General features: G+C 71.7%; 20 protein-coding genes. 1 reads left to right on the forward strand and 19 read right to left on the reverse strand.

The genetic code is table 11. The features are described 5' to 3' along the window. Nucleotides 1-17 precede the first annotated feature (17 nt). Nucleotides 18-473, forward strand: a complete 456-nt coding sequence (locus J2X26_RS00090; RefSeq protein WP_307488727.1) for a nitroreductase/quinone reductase family protein — start codon at nt 18-20, stop codon at nt 471-473. Here the strand turns inward: J2X26_RS00090 and J2X26_RS00095 are convergent. The 19 genes from J2X26_RS00095 to prfA all read right to left on the reverse strand — a co-directional run bounded on the left by J2X26_RS00095 (nt 470) and on the right by prfA (nt 16,700). Beyond that, entirely contained in the window at nt 470-1,672 is a 1,203-nt protein-coding gene (locus J2X26_RS00095) for an N-acetylglucosamine-6-phosphate deacetylase (RefSeq protein ID WP_307488729.1), read from the reverse strand. The genes J2X26_RS00090 and J2X26_RS00095 overlap by 4 nt on opposite strands. Next, nucleotides 1,651-2,127, reverse strand: a complete 477-nt coding sequence (locus J2X26_RS00100) for a hypothetical protein (protein ID WP_307488730.1) — start codon at nt 2,125-2,127, stop codon at nt 1,651-1,653. The genes J2X26_RS00095 and J2X26_RS00100 overlap by 22 nt, the downstream gene beginning before the upstream one ends. After that, on the reverse strand, nt 2,124-3,458 hold the full coding sequence (locus J2X26_RS00105; RefSeq protein WP_307488731.1) for a YndJ family transporter: 1,335 nt from the start codon (nt 3,456-3,458) through the stop codon (nt 2,124-2,126). Before J2X26_RS00105 ends, J2X26_RS00100 begins: the two co-directional genes overlap by 4 nt. Before the next feature lie 64 nt (nt 3,459-3,522). Beyond that, entirely contained in the window at nt 3,523-4,170 is a 648-nt protein-coding gene (locus J2X26_RS00110; RefSeq protein WP_307488733.1) for a TetR/AcrR family transcriptional regulator, read from the reverse strand. A gap of 60 nt (nt 4,171-4,230) precedes the next feature. After that, on the reverse strand, nt 4,231-4,926 hold the full coding sequence (gene nucS / locus J2X26_RS00115; protein WP_307488735.1) for an endonuclease NucS: 696 nt from the start codon (nt 4,924-4,926) through the stop codon (nt 4,231-4,233). A gap of 20 nt (nt 4,927-4,946) precedes the next feature. Further along, a complete protein-coding gene (locus tag J2X26_RS00120) occupies nt 4,947-5,354 on the reverse strand; it encodes a DUF2550 family protein (RefSeq protein WP_307488737.1) in 408 nt (135 codons plus the stop codon). A 13-nt stretch (nt 5,355-5,367) separates the two neighbouring features. Continuing rightward, nucleotides 5,368-5,661, reverse strand: coding sequence for a F0F1 ATP synthase subunit epsilon (locus J2X26_RS00125; RefSeq protein ID WP_307488741.1), 294 nt, complete (start codon nt 5,659-5,661; stop codon nt 5,368-5,370). 80 nt (nt 5,662-5,741) lie between these two features. Then, the gene (gene atpD / locus J2X26_RS00130) at nt 5,742-7,229 is read right to left on the reverse strand and encodes a F0F1 ATP synthase subunit beta (RefSeq protein ID WP_307488742.1); all 1,488 of its coding nucleotides are present in this window, start codon (nt 7,227-7,229) and stop codon (nt 5,742-5,744) included. A 34-nt stretch (nt 7,230-7,263) separates the two neighbouring features. Continuing rightward, entirely contained in the window at nt 7,264-8,157 is an 894-nt protein-coding gene (locus J2X26_RS00135) for a F0F1 ATP synthase subunit gamma (RefSeq protein ID WP_307488744.1), read from the reverse strand. Between the two features lies 1 nt (nt 8,158). Next, the gene (gene atpA, locus J2X26_RS00140) at nt 8,159-9,787 is read right to left on the reverse strand and encodes a F0F1 ATP synthase subunit alpha (RefSeq protein WP_307488746.1); all 1,629 of its coding nucleotides are present in this window, start codon (nt 9,785-9,787) and stop codon (nt 8,159-8,161) included. A gap of 81 nt (nt 9,788-9,868) precedes the next feature. Beyond that, nucleotides 9,869-10,681: a F0F1 ATP synthase subunit delta gene (locus tag J2X26_RS00145; protein WP_307488748.1), complete on the reverse strand. Its 813-nt coding sequence runs from the start codon at nt 10,679-10,681 to the stop codon at nt 9,869-9,871. Then, nucleotides 10,681-11,226, reverse strand: a complete 546-nt coding sequence (locus tag J2X26_RS00150; RefSeq protein WP_307488751.1) for a F0F1 ATP synthase subunit B — start codon at nt 11,224-11,226, stop codon at nt 10,681-10,683. The genes J2X26_RS00145 and J2X26_RS00150 overlap by 1 nt, the downstream gene beginning before the upstream one ends. A gap of 38 nt (nt 11,227-11,264) precedes the next feature. Beyond that, the gene (atpE, locus tag J2X26_RS00155) at nt 11,265-11,471 is read right to left on the reverse strand and encodes an ATP synthase F0 subunit C (protein ID WP_055918092.1); all 207 of its coding nucleotides are present in this window, start codon (nt 11,469-11,471) and stop codon (nt 11,265-11,267) included. Nucleotides 11,472-11,559: 88 nt separating this feature from the next. Beyond that, nucleotides 11,560-12,378 (reverse strand): F0F1 ATP synthase subunit A, encoded by an 819-nt coding sequence (gene atpB, locus J2X26_RS00160; protein ID WP_307490667.1) that lies wholly within the window; start codon nt 12,376-12,378, stop codon nt 11,560-11,562. Nucleotides 12,379-12,525: 147 nt separating this feature from the next. Next, complete coding sequence (locus tag J2X26_RS00165) at nt 12,526-12,963, reverse strand: hypothetical protein (RefSeq protein ID WP_307488755.1); 438 nt, start codon at nt 12,961-12,963, stop codon at nt 12,526-12,528. Further along, nucleotides 12,960-14,084 (reverse strand): glycosyltransferase family 4 protein, encoded by a 1,125-nt coding sequence (locus J2X26_RS00170; protein ID WP_307488756.1) that lies wholly within the window; start codon nt 14,082-14,084, stop codon nt 12,960-12,962. Before J2X26_RS00170 ends, J2X26_RS00165 begins: the two co-directional genes overlap by 4 nt. Beyond that, nucleotides 14,081-14,731 carry an L-threonylcarbamoyladenylate synthase gene (locus J2X26_RS00175; protein ID WP_307488758.1) on the reverse strand — a complete coding sequence of 217 codons (651 nt, stop codon included), beginning with the start codon at nt 14,729-14,731 and terminating at the stop codon, nt 14,081-14,083. The genes J2X26_RS00170 and J2X26_RS00175 overlap by 4 nt, the downstream gene beginning before the upstream one ends. After that, complete coding sequence (gene prmC, locus J2X26_RS00180; protein ID WP_307488760.1) at nt 14,728-15,615, reverse strand: peptide chain release factor N(5)-glutamine methyltransferase; 888 nt, start codon at nt 15,613-15,615, stop codon at nt 14,728-14,730. The genes J2X26_RS00175 and prmC overlap by 4 nt, the downstream gene beginning before the upstream one ends. Continuing rightward, on the reverse strand, nt 15,612-16,700 hold the full coding sequence (gene prfA, locus J2X26_RS00185; RefSeq protein ID WP_307488761.1) for a peptide chain release factor 1: 1,089 nt from the start codon (nt 16,698-16,700) through the stop codon (nt 15,612-15,614). The genes prmC and prfA overlap by 4 nt, the downstream gene beginning before the upstream one ends. Nucleotides 16,701-16,789 lie beyond the last annotated feature (89 nt).

Below are 16,789 nucleotides of genomic sequence, written 5' to 3' on the forward strand. Positions count from 1 at the left end.
GCCACTACGGTGGGGCGATGACGACGCCGGCGCCGGCACTCCCCCCGAAGTGGTTCATCCGGGTGGCCTGGCGCGTGCACCGCGGTCTCCACCGCATCAGCGGCGGCCGGTTCCTGTGGGCTCCGTCGAACAAGCGCGGCTACGGCGCCCTGCGCCTGACCACGACCGGGCGGACGTCCGGGCAGGAGCGCAGCGTCATCCTCGGCTACCTCGAGGACGGCCCGAACCTGGTGACCCTCGCGATGAACGGCTGGATCGAGGGCCACCCCGCGTGGTGGCTGAACCTCGAGGCGCAGCCCGAGGCGGTCGTCCGCCTGGACGGCGAGGAGCCGCGACCCGTGCGCGCTCGCACCGTGGTCGGGCAGGAACGCGAACGGCTGTGGAAGGTCTGGACCGACATGAACCCGAAGCTCGACGCCTACGCCGCGACGCGGACGACCGTGACGCCGGTGGTCGTGCTCGAGCCCCGCTAGACCCAGGCGCCCCCGCGCAGGACGCGCAGCGGCGCCAGGTCGGCGTCCGTGACGACGAGGTCCGCGCGGCGGCCCGCGGCGAGCGCGCCGAGGTCGCGACGGCCCAGGACGTCGGCCGGCACCGTGGCCGCGGCGAGCACCGCGTCCTCGAGCGGGATCCCCGCGGCGACCACGTTCCGCACCACGTCGAGCAGGTGCGCCACTCCGCCGGCGATCGCGCCGGTCTCGTCGGCGATCCGCGCGACCCCGTCGGCCACCCGCACGGCCATCGGGCCCAGCCGGTACTCGCCGTCGGGCATCCCGGCGGCCGCCATCGCGTCCGTGACCAGCGCGATCGAGCCCGCACCGACGAGGTCGAACACCGACCGGACGGTCCCGTCGGCCAGGTGGGTGCCGTCCGCCACGAGCTCGACGACCAGCTCCCCGCGCGCCGCGGCCGCGAGGCAGGCCGCGATCGGGCCCGGGTCGCGGTGGTGCAGCGGCCGCATGCCGTTGAACAGGTGCGTCGCGGTGAGCCGACCGTTGGACCGGGACGCCAGCAGGTCGAACCCGCGGTCCACGGCCTCGTCGACCTGCTCCGCCGAGGCGTCGGTGTGCCCGATGGACGGCACCGCGCCGACGTCGACCAGCGCCGCGACGACCTCCTCGGCCCCCGGCACCTCCGGCGCCACGGTCATGGTGACCAGGTGGCCGCGGGCCGCCCCGGCGATGCTGCGCACCAGCTCCGGGTCGCCGTCGAGCATGTCCGCGGGGTTCTGTGCCCCGCACCGGTGCGCCGACAGGAACGGGCCCTCGAGGTGGATGCCGACGATCTCTCCCGCGTCCGCGAGCTCCGCGAGCACGGCGGTCCGCAGCAGGAGGATCTCCGGCGACGCCGTGACGAGCGACGCGACCAGGCTCGTGGTGCCGTGCCGGCGGTGCTCGTCGACGGCACGCTGCGCGTCGGCGGCGTCGACCGCGTCCGGGAAGCTCGCGCCACCGCCCCCGTGGCAGTGCAGGTCGACCAGGCCGGGAAGGATCGTCGCGTCGCTCGGCTCGGGCGCTGCCCACCCTCGGGGCAGTCGATCGGTCGGGCCGACCCAGACGATGGTGGGGCCGTCGACGACCACGATGCCGTCGTCGAGGATGCCGCGAGGCGTGACGAGCCGGCCGCGCAGGACGAGAGGGGTGTCGGTGCTCACGCCCCAATCCTTCCCCATGGCAGCGCCGCTCCCTGCGCGTCCGACCAGCGGACCTTGCGGGCGTGCGCGCGCCCGGTCCACCACCGCGCGCCACCGGCTCCGACAGCCCCCTCAGCGGCGGCGACGATCCAGGACCAGCCGGCGATGTCGAGCATGCCCCACCACGCGCACAGCGCGACCGACAGGACCGCGCCGACCAGAGCGAACACCAGGACGTGCACCAGCTCGCGGCTCACACCGGCCAGCAGCCGCGCCGTGAGCAGTCCGGCGGGGAACCCGACCACCCCCACCGGGACGATCGCCACCAGCAGCGCGTACGGGAGGTACGCAAGGGCGACCATCAGGCCCGAACCGGTCCGCTCCTGCCCCAGGGCCGCAGCCGCGATCCCGAGTCCCACCACGTTGACGCCCGCGAGCACGACGAGGCACCGCAGGCACAGCGCCGCGATCGTGCCCGGGCCGCGGACACTCATGCCACACCCCCGAGCTGACGGACACCGGCCATGCGGCGCGCGCCCCGCGCGAGCACCCGCAGGTAGAGCCGCTGCCCCACCACGGTGAGCGGGCCCGCCAGCCGGACCCACCAGCGGTCCGGCACCGAGAAGGCGGTCACGACGAACCACAGGTCCCCCGCGGCGTCGCGCTCCACGGTGAACGCCTCCTCGCCACGGAACGGATGACCCGTCAAGGTGCCGTAGCCGAAGCCGATCCGATCCGCCCCGCGTTCGACCCAGACCACCTGGCACGGCACGGGCAGGTACACCGGCCCGAGTCCGGGACGACTCACGACCCGCAGGCCGGGGACGGCCTCCGGACCGTCCGGGATCACCTCGACAAGAGCCGCCTCGTGCACCTGCCAGCGCAGCAGCGCGTCGCCGACCGCTCCCAGGTCGAGTGCCGTCGCGCCCGGCATCAGCAGGTGCCGCACCCGCAGGTGCCGGTAGCCGTCGGGGAGCGGTCCCGCCTGCGTGGCGCCGACCTCCGCATAGGTCAGCCCGGTCGGCTCGGGAGCCCTCGGCAGGAGCCGCAGCCCGAGCAGGGTGCACAGGACGAAGCCGAGCGCGTTCGCGACCCCGTGCGTCGCGGCCATCCACGACAGGCTCGGGTGCGCCAGACCCGTCGCCTCGCCGACCGCCCACCAGAGCGCCAGGAGCATCGAGACGACGATGGTCACCGCACCGACCCGCAGGAGCGCCCGGGCACCGCTCGACCCGACGAGCCCCACGGCGGCGGCTGCAGCGCACCAGAGCCCGATCGTCAGGACCACCGCTCCCACCAGCTCGGCGGCGTCCGAGACGAAGTAGCCGGCCAGCACGAGGAGCACGCCGGTCGGCGCCGCCACGGCCGCCGTCCTCGCGACGCGCGAGCCGTCCGTCCTCGCCACGAGCCCCACCACCAGGCACGCCCCGAACCCCGCGAACAGCATGTGGGGAACGGTCAGCGCCAGGTAGTCCCCGGAGAACCCGAGCAGACCCCAGCCCGCCCGCTCCGCGACGAGCGCGAGCGCACCCACCAGCGGAGTCGCCAGTGCGATCGCCGTGGAGAACCCCCGGACGCGCAGCGCGCAGCCGGCCAGGACGACGCCGGCCAGCGCGAACGGCACCGCGAGCAGCGCGGCGAACGCCCCCACCGGGAGCCACACGCTCACCGCCGCGAGCACCCCGACCGACGGCCACAGCGCCGAGCGCGAGTGCGGCACCGCCCGGTCGCCCAGCAGCCGCAGCCCGAGCGGCAGCACGACGACGGTCCCGAGCCCCACCACCACCCGCACGACGTCGGCAGCGACCGGCGACAGCCCGCTCATGCGCGCACCGCCTGCACCGGCGCGAGCACGTCGTCGGCTGCATCGCGCACGACCGGCAGCTCGCTCATGCCCGGACCGCTCGGACGAGTGCCAGCACGTCCTCGGACGCACCGCGCAGCACGGGCAGGCGCGACAGCTTGACCAGTCGTCCGATCAGGGGCGCGATCCCCTCGACCAGCGTCCGCGTCCGCCGCTGCCCGGGTGAGCCGTCGTAGACCCAGAAGAGCGTGACCCCGAGCTGCGCCAGCCACAGGAGCTCGGGCAGCTCGTCGCGCAGGCCGGGCGGGACGGCGGGCGACGCACCCTCGACCAGCTCGCGGAAGAGCCCCTGGCTCAGCTCACGCGACTCGCCCGACTCGGCGGAGAACGGGCTGGCGGCCGAGCCGGGCCGGATGGCGACCGTCACGAACTCGGCACCGAACGCGTGGTACTCCGCGAACGCGTCGACCCCGGCCAGCATCACCCCGCGCAGCCGTGCCGTCAGGTCGCCGCCCTGCGCCAGCACGGCCCGGGCGGCCGTCGCGTGCTCCCGGGTGACGTCGAGGTAGAGCTCCTGGACCAGGTGGTCCTTCGACGCGAAGTGGTAGTACGCGTTCCCCGTGGCGACCCCGGCCTCCTGCGCGATCGCCCGCATCGTCGTCGCCGCGTAGCCGCGCTCACGGAACAGGCGGAGGGCCGTGGACCGGACGAGGGCCTTCGTGTCGTCGCTCATGCGGCCAGTTGAACATGTTCAACTGAACATGTTCAAGAGCCCGGCGGTGTGAGGTGGGTCCTAGAAGAGGCGCGTGCTGCTGTCGTCGACGCCGCGCATCGTGTCGTAGTCGAGCACGAGGCAGCCGATCCCCCGGTCCGTGGCGAGCACGCGGGCCTGCGGCTTGATCTCCTGCGCGGCGAACACCCCGCGCACCGGCGCCAGGTGCGGGTCGCGGTTGAGCAGCTCCAGGTACCGCGTCAGCTGCTCGACGCCGTCGATGTCCCCGCGCCGCTTGATCTCGACGGCGACCGTGCCGCCCGCGGGGTCCTTGGCCAGGATGTCCACCGGGCCGATGGCCGTCGGGTACTCCCGCCGCACCAGCGTGTGCCCGGTGCCCAGCAGCAGGATCTGCGCCGCCAGGAGCTCCTGCAGGTGGGCCTCGACACCGTCCTTCACCAGTCCGGGGTCCACCCCCAGCTCGTGCGCGGAGTCGTGCAGGACCTCGTACAGGTCGATCTCGAGGCGGTCGTCCGACTTCTGGTGCTGGACGGTCCACACCTCCGTGACACCGGCGGCCATGGCCTCCGCGGACGGCTCCGACACCGCGAGCGTGCACGGCGGGCTCATCCAGTTCAGCGGCTTGTACGACCCGCCGTCGGAGTGCAGCAGCACGCTGCCGTCGGCCTTCACCACCAGGAGGCGCGTGGCCAGGGGCAGGTGCGCGTTGAGCCGGCCGCTGTAGCGGGCCGAGCAGGACGCCACGACGAGGCGCATGAAGAACTCTTTCCGAGAAGTCAGATGACCGAGCCGACGCGCGACGGCGTCGCCTCGATCCACGACGTGAGGCCGGCGTAGGCCTCGGCGCTCATCAGCAGGTGGACGGGCTCGGTCTCGGAACCGGGGCGGCACGTCACCACCACCTGACCGGCATGCCAGTCGGTGCGCGCCAGCACCTCGAGACCCACGCGCTGCCACCGGGCGTGCGGCCGGGCTGCCAGCGACCGGTAGCGCCACCAGTAGAGCCGGTCGGTGCCGTACTGCGCGACACCCGAGGACCAGGGCCCCGAGGTGGTCCGGCCCAGCGCACAGTGGAACGACCCGACCCGACGGTTGAGCGTGTGCACCCGGGAGAACCACAGGGCGACGACGGCGAGCAGCACCACGACGATCACACTCAGGAGTGCGACGACGTGTCCGCTCACCGTCTCGGCGCCCTCAGTGCGTGGCAGGCGACGTCGTGGGGCGAGCGCCCTCGATGACGTTGTCGGCGACGATGGTCAGGTGGTTCGAGTCGAAGGACAGGAAGCCGCCCTCGACCTGCCAGCGCTTCGGCTCGCCGCCCCCGACGGGGAACACGCGGAGCTCGCCGGGCTGGAGCACGGACAGCACGGGCTCGTGACCGGCCAGGATGCCGATCTCACCCTCCCCGGCCTTGGCCGAGACCATGCGGGCGGTGCCGGACCAGAGCTTTCCGGCGGTGGCGACGAGCTCGACCTCGATGTCTGCCACGGGACCCTCCTTCGATGTTGTGCGGGACTACGGGTACGCAGGGGCGTCCGTGGTGGACGCCCCTGCGTTGGCCTGACAGGTCAGACGCCGTAGTCCTTCTGGATGCGGGCCCAGTTGCGCTCGAGGTCCTCGAGGCCACCGATGTTGAAGAACGCCTGCTCGGAGATGTGGTCGAACTCGCCGTCGGCGATCTTGCCGAAGGCCTCGACCGTCTCCGTGAGCGGGACCGTCGAGCCGACGACACCGGTGAACTTCTCGGCCATGTACGTGTTCTGCGAGAGGAACTGCTGGATACGGCGGGCGCGTGCGACGACCGTCTTGTCCTCCTCCGACAGCTCGTCGACACCGAGGATCGCGATAATGTCCTGGAGCTCCTTGTTGCGCTGCAGGATCGACTTCACGCGCGTCGCGGCGTCGTAGTGCGCCTGGCCGACGTAGCGCGGGTCGAGGATGCGGCTCGTCGACGTCAGCGGGTCCACGGCCGGGTACAGACCGCGGGACGCGATCTCGCGCGACAGTGCCGTCGTCGCGTCGAGGTGCGCGAACGTCGTGGCCGGGGCCGGGTCGGTGTAGTCGTCGGCGGGCACGTAGATCGCCTGCAGCGAGGTGATCGAGTGACCGCGCGTCGAGGTGATGCGCTCCTGCAGGAGGCCCATCTCGTCGGCGAGGTTCGGCTGGTAGCCGACCGCGGACGGCATGCGGCCGAGCAGCGTCGACACCTCGGAACCAGCCTGCGTGAACCGGAAGATGTTGTCGATGAAGAGCAGCACGTCCTGCTTCTGCACGTCGCGGAAGTACTCCGCCATCGTCAGCGCCGACAGGGCGACCCGCAGACGCGTGCCCGGCGGCTCGTCCATCTGGCCGAAGACGAGCGCCGTCTTGTCGAAGACGCCGGCCTCCTCCATCTCGACGATGAGGTCGTTGCCCTCACGGGTGCGCTCGCCGACACCGGCGAACACCGACACACCACCGTGGTTGAGCGCGACGCGCTGGATCATCTCCTGGATGAGCACCGTCTTGCCGACGCCCGCACCACCGAAGAGGCCGATCTTCCCGCCGAGCACGTACGGCGTCAGCAGGTCGATGACCTTGATGCCGGTCTCGAACATCTCGGTCTTGCTCTCGAGCTGGTCGAAGGCCGGGGGCTTGCGGTGGATGGGCCAGCGCTCGGTGATCTCGAGCTTCTCGCCCTCCTTGAGGTTGAGCACCTCGCCGATGACGTTGAAGACGTGACCCTTGGTGATGTCGCCGACGGGCACGCTGATCGCCTTGCCGGTGTCGCGCACGAGCGCGCCGCGGACCAGGCCGTCGGTCGGCTTCAGCGCGATGGCGCGGATGAGCGAGTCGCCGAGGTGCTGGGCGACCTCGAGCGTCATCGTCGAGACGCCCGCGGCCTCGCCCTCGCCCTGCGCCGACAGGTCGATGTCGACCTGGAGAGCGTTGTAGATCTCGGGGATCTGGTCCGACGGGAACTCGATGTCGACGACGGGGCCGATGACCCGCGCGACCCGACCCACGCCAGGACCGGACGCGTGCTCGACGGCAGCTTCGGTAGTGGTAGCAGTCATGGTGTTTCTCCGGTTCGTCTGTGGGACGTAGTCGTCAGGAGGCGAGAGCGTCGGCGCCCGACACGATCTCGCTAATCTCTTGGGTGATCTCGGCCTGGCGGGCCTGGTTGGCGAGCCGGGTGTACATGCGCACCAGGTCCTCGGCGTTCTCGGTAGCGGTGTGCATCGCGCGCTGCCGCGCAGCGAGCTCGGAGGCCGCCGCCTGCAGGAGGCAGGTGTAGATGCGGCTGCGCACGTACATCGGCAGCAGCGCGTCGAGCACGGCCTCCGGGGACGGCTCGAACTCGTACAGCGGCGGGATCTCGTTCTCGTCGCGCGCCTCGACACCCTCGACGATCTCGAGCGGCAGCAGCCGGATGACCCGAGGGCTCTGCGACACCATGTTCCGGAAGTGCGTGAACACGACGTGCAGCTCGGAGACACCACCCTGGTCCGCCGGTGCCTCGAACGCCGCGAGCAGCGTGTCGGCGATCTCGGCGGCGACCTCGACCGACGGTGCGTCGGAGTTCCCCGTCCACTGCGCCGCGAGCTCACGCCCGCGGAACGAGTAGTAGGAGACGGCCCGGCGGCCGGTCGCGTACACGACCGGCTTCTTGCCCGCCTCGGTGAGTCGACCGATGAGGCGCTCGGCCTCCCGGATCGCGCTCGCCGAGTAGGCGCCGGCCATGCCACGGTCGGACGTGACGACCAGGACCGCGACCCGGTCCGTGTCGGTCCGCTCGGTGACGAGCGGGTGGGTCACGTTCGAGTGCGTGGCCACGGCCGACACCGCACGGGTCAGCGCGCGGGAGTACGGCGTCGCCGCCGTCACCCGGTCGCGCGCCTTGCCGATCCGCGACGCAGCGATGAGCTCCATCGCACGGAAGATCTTCTTCAGCGACTCTGTCGACCGGATCCGCTGCCGGTAGACGCGCTGCTGACCTGCCACGTCAGCCCTTCTTCTGCCGGACGATCTGCTCCTGCTCGATCTCGACCTCGGCGCCGTCGTCGGACGAGCCGACCAGCGTCGTGCCGTCGCCCACCAGGAAGCCGTTGCGGAACTCGTCGATCGCGTCCCCGAGAGCCTTCTCGGTGTCGTCCTCGAGCTTGCCCGACGACGCGATGGTCGACAGGACGTCCGTGTTGCGGCGCAGGTGGTCGAGCAGCTCGGTCTCGAACCGGCGCACGTCGGCGATCGGGACGTCGTCCAGCTTGCCCTTGGTGCCGGCCCAGATCGACGCGACCTGGTCCTCGACCGGGTACGGCGTGTACTGCGCCTGCTTGAGCAGCTCCATGAGGCGGGCGCCGCGGGTCAGCTGGGCGCGCGAGGCGGCGTCGAGGTCGGACGCGAACATCGCGAACGCCTCGAGGGACCGGAACTGCGCGAGGTCCAGCTTCAGCGTGCCGGAGACCTTCTTCATGGCCTTGACCTGCGCGGCACCACCGACGCGGGACACCGAGATGCCGACGTCGACGGCCGGGCGCTGGTCCGCGTTGAACAGGTCGGACTGCAGGAAGATCTGACCGTCCGTGATGGAGATGACGTTGGTCGGGATGTACGCCGACACGTCGTTGGCCTTGGTCTCGATGACCGGCAGACCCGTCATCGAGCCGCCGCCCAGCTCGTCCGAGAGCTTGGCACAACGCTCCAGCAGACGGGAGTGCAGGTAGAAGACGTCACCGGGGTACGCCTCGCGGCCCGGCGGGCGACGCAGCAGCAGCGACACGGCACGGTAGGCCTCGGCCTGCTTGGACAGGTCGTCGAAGACGATCAGGACGTGCTTGCCCTGGTACATCCAGTGCTGGCCGATGGCCGAGCCGGTGTAGGGCGCGAGGTACTTGAAGCCGGCCGGGTCGGACGCGGGGGCCGCGACGATGGTCGTGTACTCGAGCGCGCCGGCCTCCTCCAGGGCGCCGCGGATGGCGGCGATGGTGGAGCCCTTCTGACCGATGGCGACGTAGATGCAGCGGACCTGCTTGGTCTCGTCGCCCGACTCCCAGTTGGCCTTCTGGTTGATGATCGTGTCGATCGCGATCGCCGTCTTGCCCGTCTGGCGGTCACCGATGATCAGCTGGCGCTGGCCACGGCCGATCGGGATCATCGCGTCGATGGCCTTGAGGCCCGTCTGCAGCGGCTCGTCGACGCTCTTGCGCGCCATGACGCCCGGGGCCTGCAGCTCGAGGGCGCGGCGGCCCTCGGTCTTCAGCTCGCCCAGACCGTCGATGGGCTGGCCCAGCGGGTCGACGACGCGGCCGAGGTAGCCGTCACCGATCGGGACGGAGAGCACCTCGCCCGTGCGGCGGACCTCCTGGCCCTCCTCGATGCCCGTGAACTCGCCCAGCACGACGACGCCGATCTCGCGGACGTCGAGGTTGAGCGCGAGGCCGAGCGTGCCGTCCTCGAACCGCAGCAGCTCGTTCGCCATCGCGCCCGGGAGGCCCTCGACCTGCGCGATGCCATCGGCCGTCAGGGTCACGCGGCCGACCTCTTCGGAGACCACGCCCGTCGGCTCGTAGGACTTCACGAAGCTGTCCAGCGCGGCCCGGATCTCGTCCGGCCGGATCGTCAGCTCAGCCATTGCTCTTCTCCTGTCGTGACCGCCGGTCGGGCGGTCGTACGTTCGTGCACGTCGTTCAAGGGACCGGCCTGGGGCCGATTCTCAGCTGGCAAGTCGTCGTCGTGCGTCGGCGAGCCTGGCGAGCACGGTCGAGTCGACCACGTCCGCGCCCACCTGGATGCGCAGTCCCCCGAGGATCGCGGGGTCCACCGTCACGTTGAGCTGCAGGTCCTGCCCGTACTCCTGCTGCAAGAGGGCACCGAGCCGGTCCAGCTGCGCCTGCGAGAGCTCGCTGCCGGACGTCACGGACGCCACGAGGCGTTCGCGCCGCGCCGCGGCGAGCTCGCCCACGAGACCGAGGGTCGCGACGAAGCGACGACCACGCGGGGACGCGGCCGCTCGCCGTGCCACCGCGAGGGTGGCGTCGGTGACCTTGCCGCGCAGCAGGTTCTCCGCGAGGTCGGCGCGCTTGTCGCCGGGGACCCGCGGGTCGAACAGCGCCTGGCGCACCTCACGCTGGCCGACGAGCGACCGCGTGATGCGGAACAGCTCGTCCTCGACGCGCTCGAGCTCCTTGCCGGCCTGCGCCGAAGCGAGCACGGCGTCGAAGCCCAGGCGCTCGACGGCCTCGATGAGGTCCTCGGCGGACGACCAGCGCGACTTCACGAGGTCCGACACCGCGTCGACGACCCGGGCGTCGAGCCGGCCGAGCACGCTCGACACCAGCCCTGCCTTGGCGTCGCCGTCGATGGCGGGGTCCGACAGGGTCCGCCGCAGCGAGCCCGAGGAGTCCAAGGCGTCGACGACGGCGAACAGCTGCTCGCCGAGCGTGATCCCCTGCGCGCCCGCCGCGGACAGCACCGGCTCGAACCGGTGCTGTACCGCGCCGAGCGACGCCAGACTCGTGCCGCGCATCAGTTCTCCTTGCCGGCGCTCGTGGTAGCAGACGCCTCGAGCTCCGCGAGGAAGCGGTCGACGACCCGCGACTGGCGGGCGGTGTCCTCGAGGGACTCGCCGACGATCTTCGAGGCGAGCTCGGTGGCGAGCGCACCCACGTCGTTGCGCAGCGAGACCGCCGCCTGCTGACGCTCGGCCTCGATCTGGCGCTGGGCCGTCTCGACCGTGCGCGCAGCCTCGGCCGCCGCCTTCGCCTTGAGCTCGGTGACGATGGCACCGCCCTCGGCGCGGGCCGCCTCCTTGATGCGGGCCGCCTCCGTGCGTGCGTCGGCGAGCTGCTGCTCGTACTCCGCGCGCAGCTCGGCCGCCTCGGCCTGGGCGGCCTCGGCGTGCTGCAGCCCACCTTCGATCTTCTCCGCGCGCTCGTCGAGGACGGCCTGGAACTTCGGCAGGGCGTACTTGATGAACACGACGGCGATGATCACCACGATCACCAACGACCAGACGATGTCGTAGGTGTGCGGGAGGAGGGGGTTGACCTCCTCGACTTCCTCAGCAGCCACCACCGCGCTGTGCGCGGCAGCGACGAGCGGCGCGGTGATCACAGGAAGAACGGGGTGGCGATGGCCAGGAGGGCGAGGATCTCGATGAAGGCCAGGCCGACGAACATGGTCGAGCGCAGCTGGCCGGCCATCTCGGGCTGGCGCGCCATGCCCTCGATCGTCTTGCCGAACAGGATGCCGAGACCGATGCCGGGGCCGATGGCCGCGAGACCGTATCCGACGAGAGCGAGTCCGGTGATTTCCACGGGGTGGTTCCTTTCATCTGCGCGCCGCGCGGCGCGTCCGGTCAGGGGCGACGGTCCGGGGATCAGCCCGTCGCGGTGGGGCTGTCGATCAGTGCTCTTCGGAGATCGACATCTGCAGGTAGACGGCGGTCAGGATGGAGAACACGTACGCCTGCAGGGCGGCCACGAAGACCTCGAGCAGGAAGAAGGCGAAGCCGGCGACGAACGTCACGGCGCCGAACGCCTTGACCGCACCGGACGCCTCGAAGAACAGGAACGAGGTCGCCGCGAAGCACAGAGCGAGCAGCAGGTGGCCGGCCATCATGTTGGCCAGGAGCCGGATGACGAGCGTGGCGGGCCGCAGCAGGAAGACCTGCAGGAACTCGACCGGCGTCAGCAGGATGTAGATCGGCCACGGCACCCCGGGCGGGAACAGGCTGTGCTTGAGGTAGCCGCCGACGCCGAACTTCTTGACGCCCTGCCACAGGTACAGGAAGTACACCCACAGGGCGAAGATGATCGGCAGGCCGATCACGGACGTTCCCGCGATGTTCAGGAACGGGATCACACCCGTGATGTTGAAGAAGAAGACGGCGAAGAAGATCGTCGTGATGATCGGGACGTACTTCTTGCCGTCCTTCTCGCCGAGGATCTCGTAGGCGATCGAGTTGCGGCAGAAGTCCAGCCCCATCTCGAGCACGCTCTGGAACCGGCCGGGAACGAGCTTGGCGCGGCGGGCCCCGATGATGAAGATCAGCATGAGCGCGATCACCGCGATGAACCGGACCAGGATGATCCGGTTGATCTCGAACGGCGTGCCCTCGAACCAGATGGCCGGCGGGAAGAAGTCGGCGAGCGAGGGGGGATGGAAGCCGCCGCCGCCGTCTTCTTCCGCGGCGAGCGGCAGGATCGTCGCAAGGCTGAACAGGGCGGTCTCCTGTGGTCGTGTGCGCCGAGTGCCGCATCAGTGCGGGCACGAGCACGGCGCCGGGCCGTCTTGGATGGCGAAAGCCTAACCTATGGACGGGCTTGGTCAGGACCTGCGCAGAGGCCCCCGAGGGGCCCGGACAGGGGGCTACGCCTCGAAATATCCGACCCGTCCGCGCTGCACCGCACGGGCGTCCAGGACGGCCGACCCGATGACCCCCGCGATCGACACGAGGAACAGCACCTGCGGGTTGTAGAAGTCGAACTGCTTGAGGATCACGAGCACCACGATGACGACGACGAGCTTGCCCAGCCAGGCGCCCATGATGACCGCCATCATCGTCGTCGGCGCCGAGTGCGCCGTGCGCAGGACCGAGATCACGGTGGTCCCCGAGAAGATCAGCGCGATGCCCACGCCGAGCAGCGCACCCCAGACGCCGGCCATGCCGTCGACCAGGTAGCCGACGCCGACACCCAGCACGGTGAGCACGCCGAGCAGGACGAGCATGTCCCGCAGCGACTTGCGGAAGACGGCCTCGTTCGCCGACGGCGGGGTGGGGGCCGGGGCGGGTGCGGGGGTGGTCATCGGACGGCCTCCAGGGGTGGGGTGGCGGACCTGCCGCGCAGCGGTCCGAGGGTCAGCACGGTGGCGACGAGCACGGCGACGCCGAACGTGACGAGGACGACGGTGGTCTCCCACCGGACCAGGGCGGCGACGCCGAAGGCGAACACCGCGGTCCAGACGTACATGATCGCGACCGCACGGCGGTGCGAGTGGCCCAGCTGCAGCATGCGGTGGTGCAGGTGCATGCGGTCCGGGTGGAACGGGGACTTGCCGGCGCCGACGCGGCGGATGATCGCGAGCCCCATGTCGAGCAGCGGGAGCAGGAGCACCGCGAACGGCAGGAGCATCGGCAGGAACGCGGGGAACCGCTGGCGCTGGAGCACCTCGTCGGGGTCGATCTGGCCCGTCACGTAGATGGCCGCGGCGCTGAACACGAAGCCGAGCAGCATGGCGCCCGAGTCGCCCATGAAGATGCGGGCGGGGTACACGTTGTGCGGCAGGAACCCGACGCACGCCCCCACCAGCACGGCGAGCACCAGCGCCGCGAGGTTGGCGTTGGCGTACGCACCCGGGTTGGCACCCTCGGTCAGCAGGTAGGCGTAGAGGAAGAACGCGGTGCCGCCGATCGCCAGCACGCCCGCCGCGAGCCCGTCGAGCCCGTCGACGAAGTTCACCGCGTTCATGGCGATGACCACCGTGAGCACGGTGAGGAAGGTCGCCATCCGGGTGGAGCTGAGCACCTGGTAGCTGCCGGTGGGTAGCTGGTAGAGCTGGACGCCCTGCCACGCGAGGAAACCGCCGGCCAGCACCTGGCCCATCAGCTTGGTCAGCCAGTCGAGGTCCCAGATGTCGTCGGCGACCCCGAGCGCGCACACGATCGCTGCACCGCCCATGATGCCGACGAGCGGTCGCGGGTTGGCGTAGACACCGGCGAGGAACGGGAGCTGGCTCGACATGAGGACGGCGACGAGCATGCCCGCGAACATCGCCATGCCGCCGAGCCGTGGCGTCGGGATCGCGTGCACGTCGCGGTCTCGGACGGCCGTGATGGCGCCCCAGCGCAGCGCGCACCACCGTGCCAGCGGCGTCATCAGGTACGCCACCGTGGCGGAGATGAGCAGGGCGAGCAGGTAGACCCTCACGCGGTGGGTCCCTCCACCGGGGTGACCTCGTTGAGCTGCTCGAGGCTGAGCGCCCCGACGCGCACGAGGCGCAGGGTCGGGCCCGTGGCGTCGACGATGCTCGAGGCGATCTGGCCGGGGGCGTCGCCGCCGTCGAGGTAGACCGCGACGGAGTCGCCGAGCTGGTCGTAGGCGTCCTGGGCGGTCACGGCGGCGGGCGAGCCCGTCCGGTTCGCGCTGGAGACCGCGAGCGGTCCGGTCCGGCGCAGCAGGGCCAACGCGGTCTCGTGGTCCGGGACCCGCAGCGCGACTGTGCCCCGCGTCTCCCCCAGGTCCCACGCCAGCGACGGCTGGGCACGGACGATGAGCGTGAGCCCGCCCGGCCAGAACGCCTCGGCGAGGGCGCGCGCACCCGCGGGCACGTCCGTGGCCAGGCCGTCGAGCGTGCGCACGTCGCCGATCAGCACCGGGGGCGGCATCTGGCGGCCGCGGCCCTTGGCGTCGAGGAGCGCCTGGACGGCGGGTGGCGTGAACGCGTCGGCGGCGATCCCGTAGACGGTGTCGGTGGGGAGCACCACGAGTCCCCCGCGGGACAGGACGTTGACCGCCTCGTCGAGCGCCGGGCCCCAGGTGGTGGGGTCGCTCGCGGGGGTGATCCGCTCGTTCACGGCGCCGAGTCTGTCACGTGCGGCTGGGGGGCTCGTCGCGCGACGAGCATCCGGGGCCGACCGGTCAGGTCCGGCCGGGACTCGACGTCGACGAACGCGCCCGTGGCACGCGCCGCCTCGCGCGCGGCGGCGTCCTGCACCTCGGCGTGCTCCATCACCAGCAGCCCGCCGGGCACGAGCAGCCGGGCGGCCGCGCGCAGGACCGCCCGCGGGACGTCCAGACCGTCGAGCCCGCCGCCGTAGAGGGCCAGGTCGGGGTCGTGGTCGCGCACCTCGGGGTCCACCGGCTCCGCGTCGGGCGGGATGTACGGCGGGTTGGCGACGAGCACGTCGACCGTCCCGTCGAGCTCCCGCAGCAGCGCCGGGTCGGCGACGTCGCCGTGCTCGACGCGCACGTCCGCCTGCACCGCGACCGCGTTCCGACGGGTCAGGTCGACGGCCTCCACGGACAGGTCCACCGCGACCACCCGTGCTCCGGGGACCTCCGTGGCGACCGACAGGGCGATGCCGCCGGCTCCGCAGCAGAGGTCGACGACGAGGGGGTCCGTCAGCCGCGCGGCCTCCTCGATGGCCACCTGCGCGACGACCTCGGTCTCGGGGCGCGGCACGAACACGCCGGGCTCGACCAGGAGCGTCAGGTACCGGAACCCGGTCGACCCGACCAGGTGCTGGAGCGGCTCGCGGTTCCGACGGCGCTCGACCAGGCCGGCGAACTCCTCCGCGAACCCGTCCGGCACGGGCGGCGCGAGCACGAGCTCGAGCCGCTCCTGCCCGAGCACGTGCGCGGCGAGCGCGGTGGCGTCGTGCCGCGGGGACTGCACGCCCGCGTCGGCAAGGATCCGCGAGGCGCCCTCGACGAGCGCGCGCAGGTCAGGGGCTGTCATGACTGCCCCGCCGACGCCAGCCGCGCAGCCTCGTCGGCGTCGATCGCGGACTGCACGACGGGCGCCAGCTCACCGCCGAGGACCGCGTCGAGGTTGTACGCCTTGTAGCCGGTGCGGTGGTCGGCGATGCGGTTCTCCGGGAAGTTGTACGTCCGGATGCGCTCGGAGCGGTCGACCGTGCGGACCTGGGACCGGCGAGCCTCGCTCGCGGCCGCGGCGGCCTCCTCCTGGCGGGCGGCCAGGATCCGCGCGCGCAGCACGCGCATGCCGGCCTCCCGGTTCTGCAGCTGCGACTTCTCGTTCTGCATGGACACGACGATGCCCGTGGGCAGGTGCGTGATGCGCACGGCGGAGTCGGTGGTGTTCACCGACTGCCCGCCGGGGCCGGAGGACCGGTAGACGTCGATGCGCAGGTCGTTGGCGTCGATCGCGACCTCCGCCTCGTCCTCGGCCTCGGGGAACACCAGGACGCCCGCGGCGGAGGTGTGGATGCGGCCCTGCGACTCGGTCACGGGGACCCGCTGCACGCGGTGCACGCCGCCCTCGTACTTCAGGTGCGCCCAGACGCCGTCCTCGGGAGCGACCGTGCCGCGCGCCTTGATCGCCAGCTGAGCGTCCTTGTAGCCGCCCAGGTCCGACTCGGTGGCACCCAGCAGCTGCGTCGCCCAGCCCATCTTCTCCGCGTACCGCGTGTACATCCGCAGCAGGTCCGCGGCGAACAGCGCCGACTCCTCGCCGCCCTCTCCCGCCTTGACCTCGAGGATCACGTCGCGCGAGTCGTCGGGGTCGCGCGGGATGAGGACCTCGCGCAGCCGGGCAGCGGCCGCGTCGGCAGCCTGCTGCAGCGACGGCAGCTCGGCGGCGAAGCTCTCGTCGACCTCCGCCAGCTCGGCGGCGGCCTCGGCGTCGTCGGACGCGGCCTTCCACGCCGTGTACGCCTGCGCGACCCGGCCCAGCTCGGCGTAGCGACGACCGAGCTTGCGGGCGTTCGCTGCGTCGGCGTGCACCGCCGGGTCGGCCAGCTGGGCCTCGATCTGGGCGTGCTCGGCGAGCAGCGGCTCGGCGGCGGCGAATGCCTCGCTCATGCGGGTGTGTCCTTCAGGTGGCGGGAACTGCTCAGACAACGACACAGCGCCGGTGCCCGCGCGGACACTGCCATGGAGGGCAGTGGTCC

Origin of the sequence: Cellulomonas humilata (genome assembly GCF_030814415.1) — a bacterium.
In the GTDB taxonomy this organism is placed as follows: domain Bacteria; phylum Actinomycetota; class Actinomycetes; order Actinomycetales; family Cellulomonadaceae; genus Cellulomonas; species Cellulomonas humilata_A.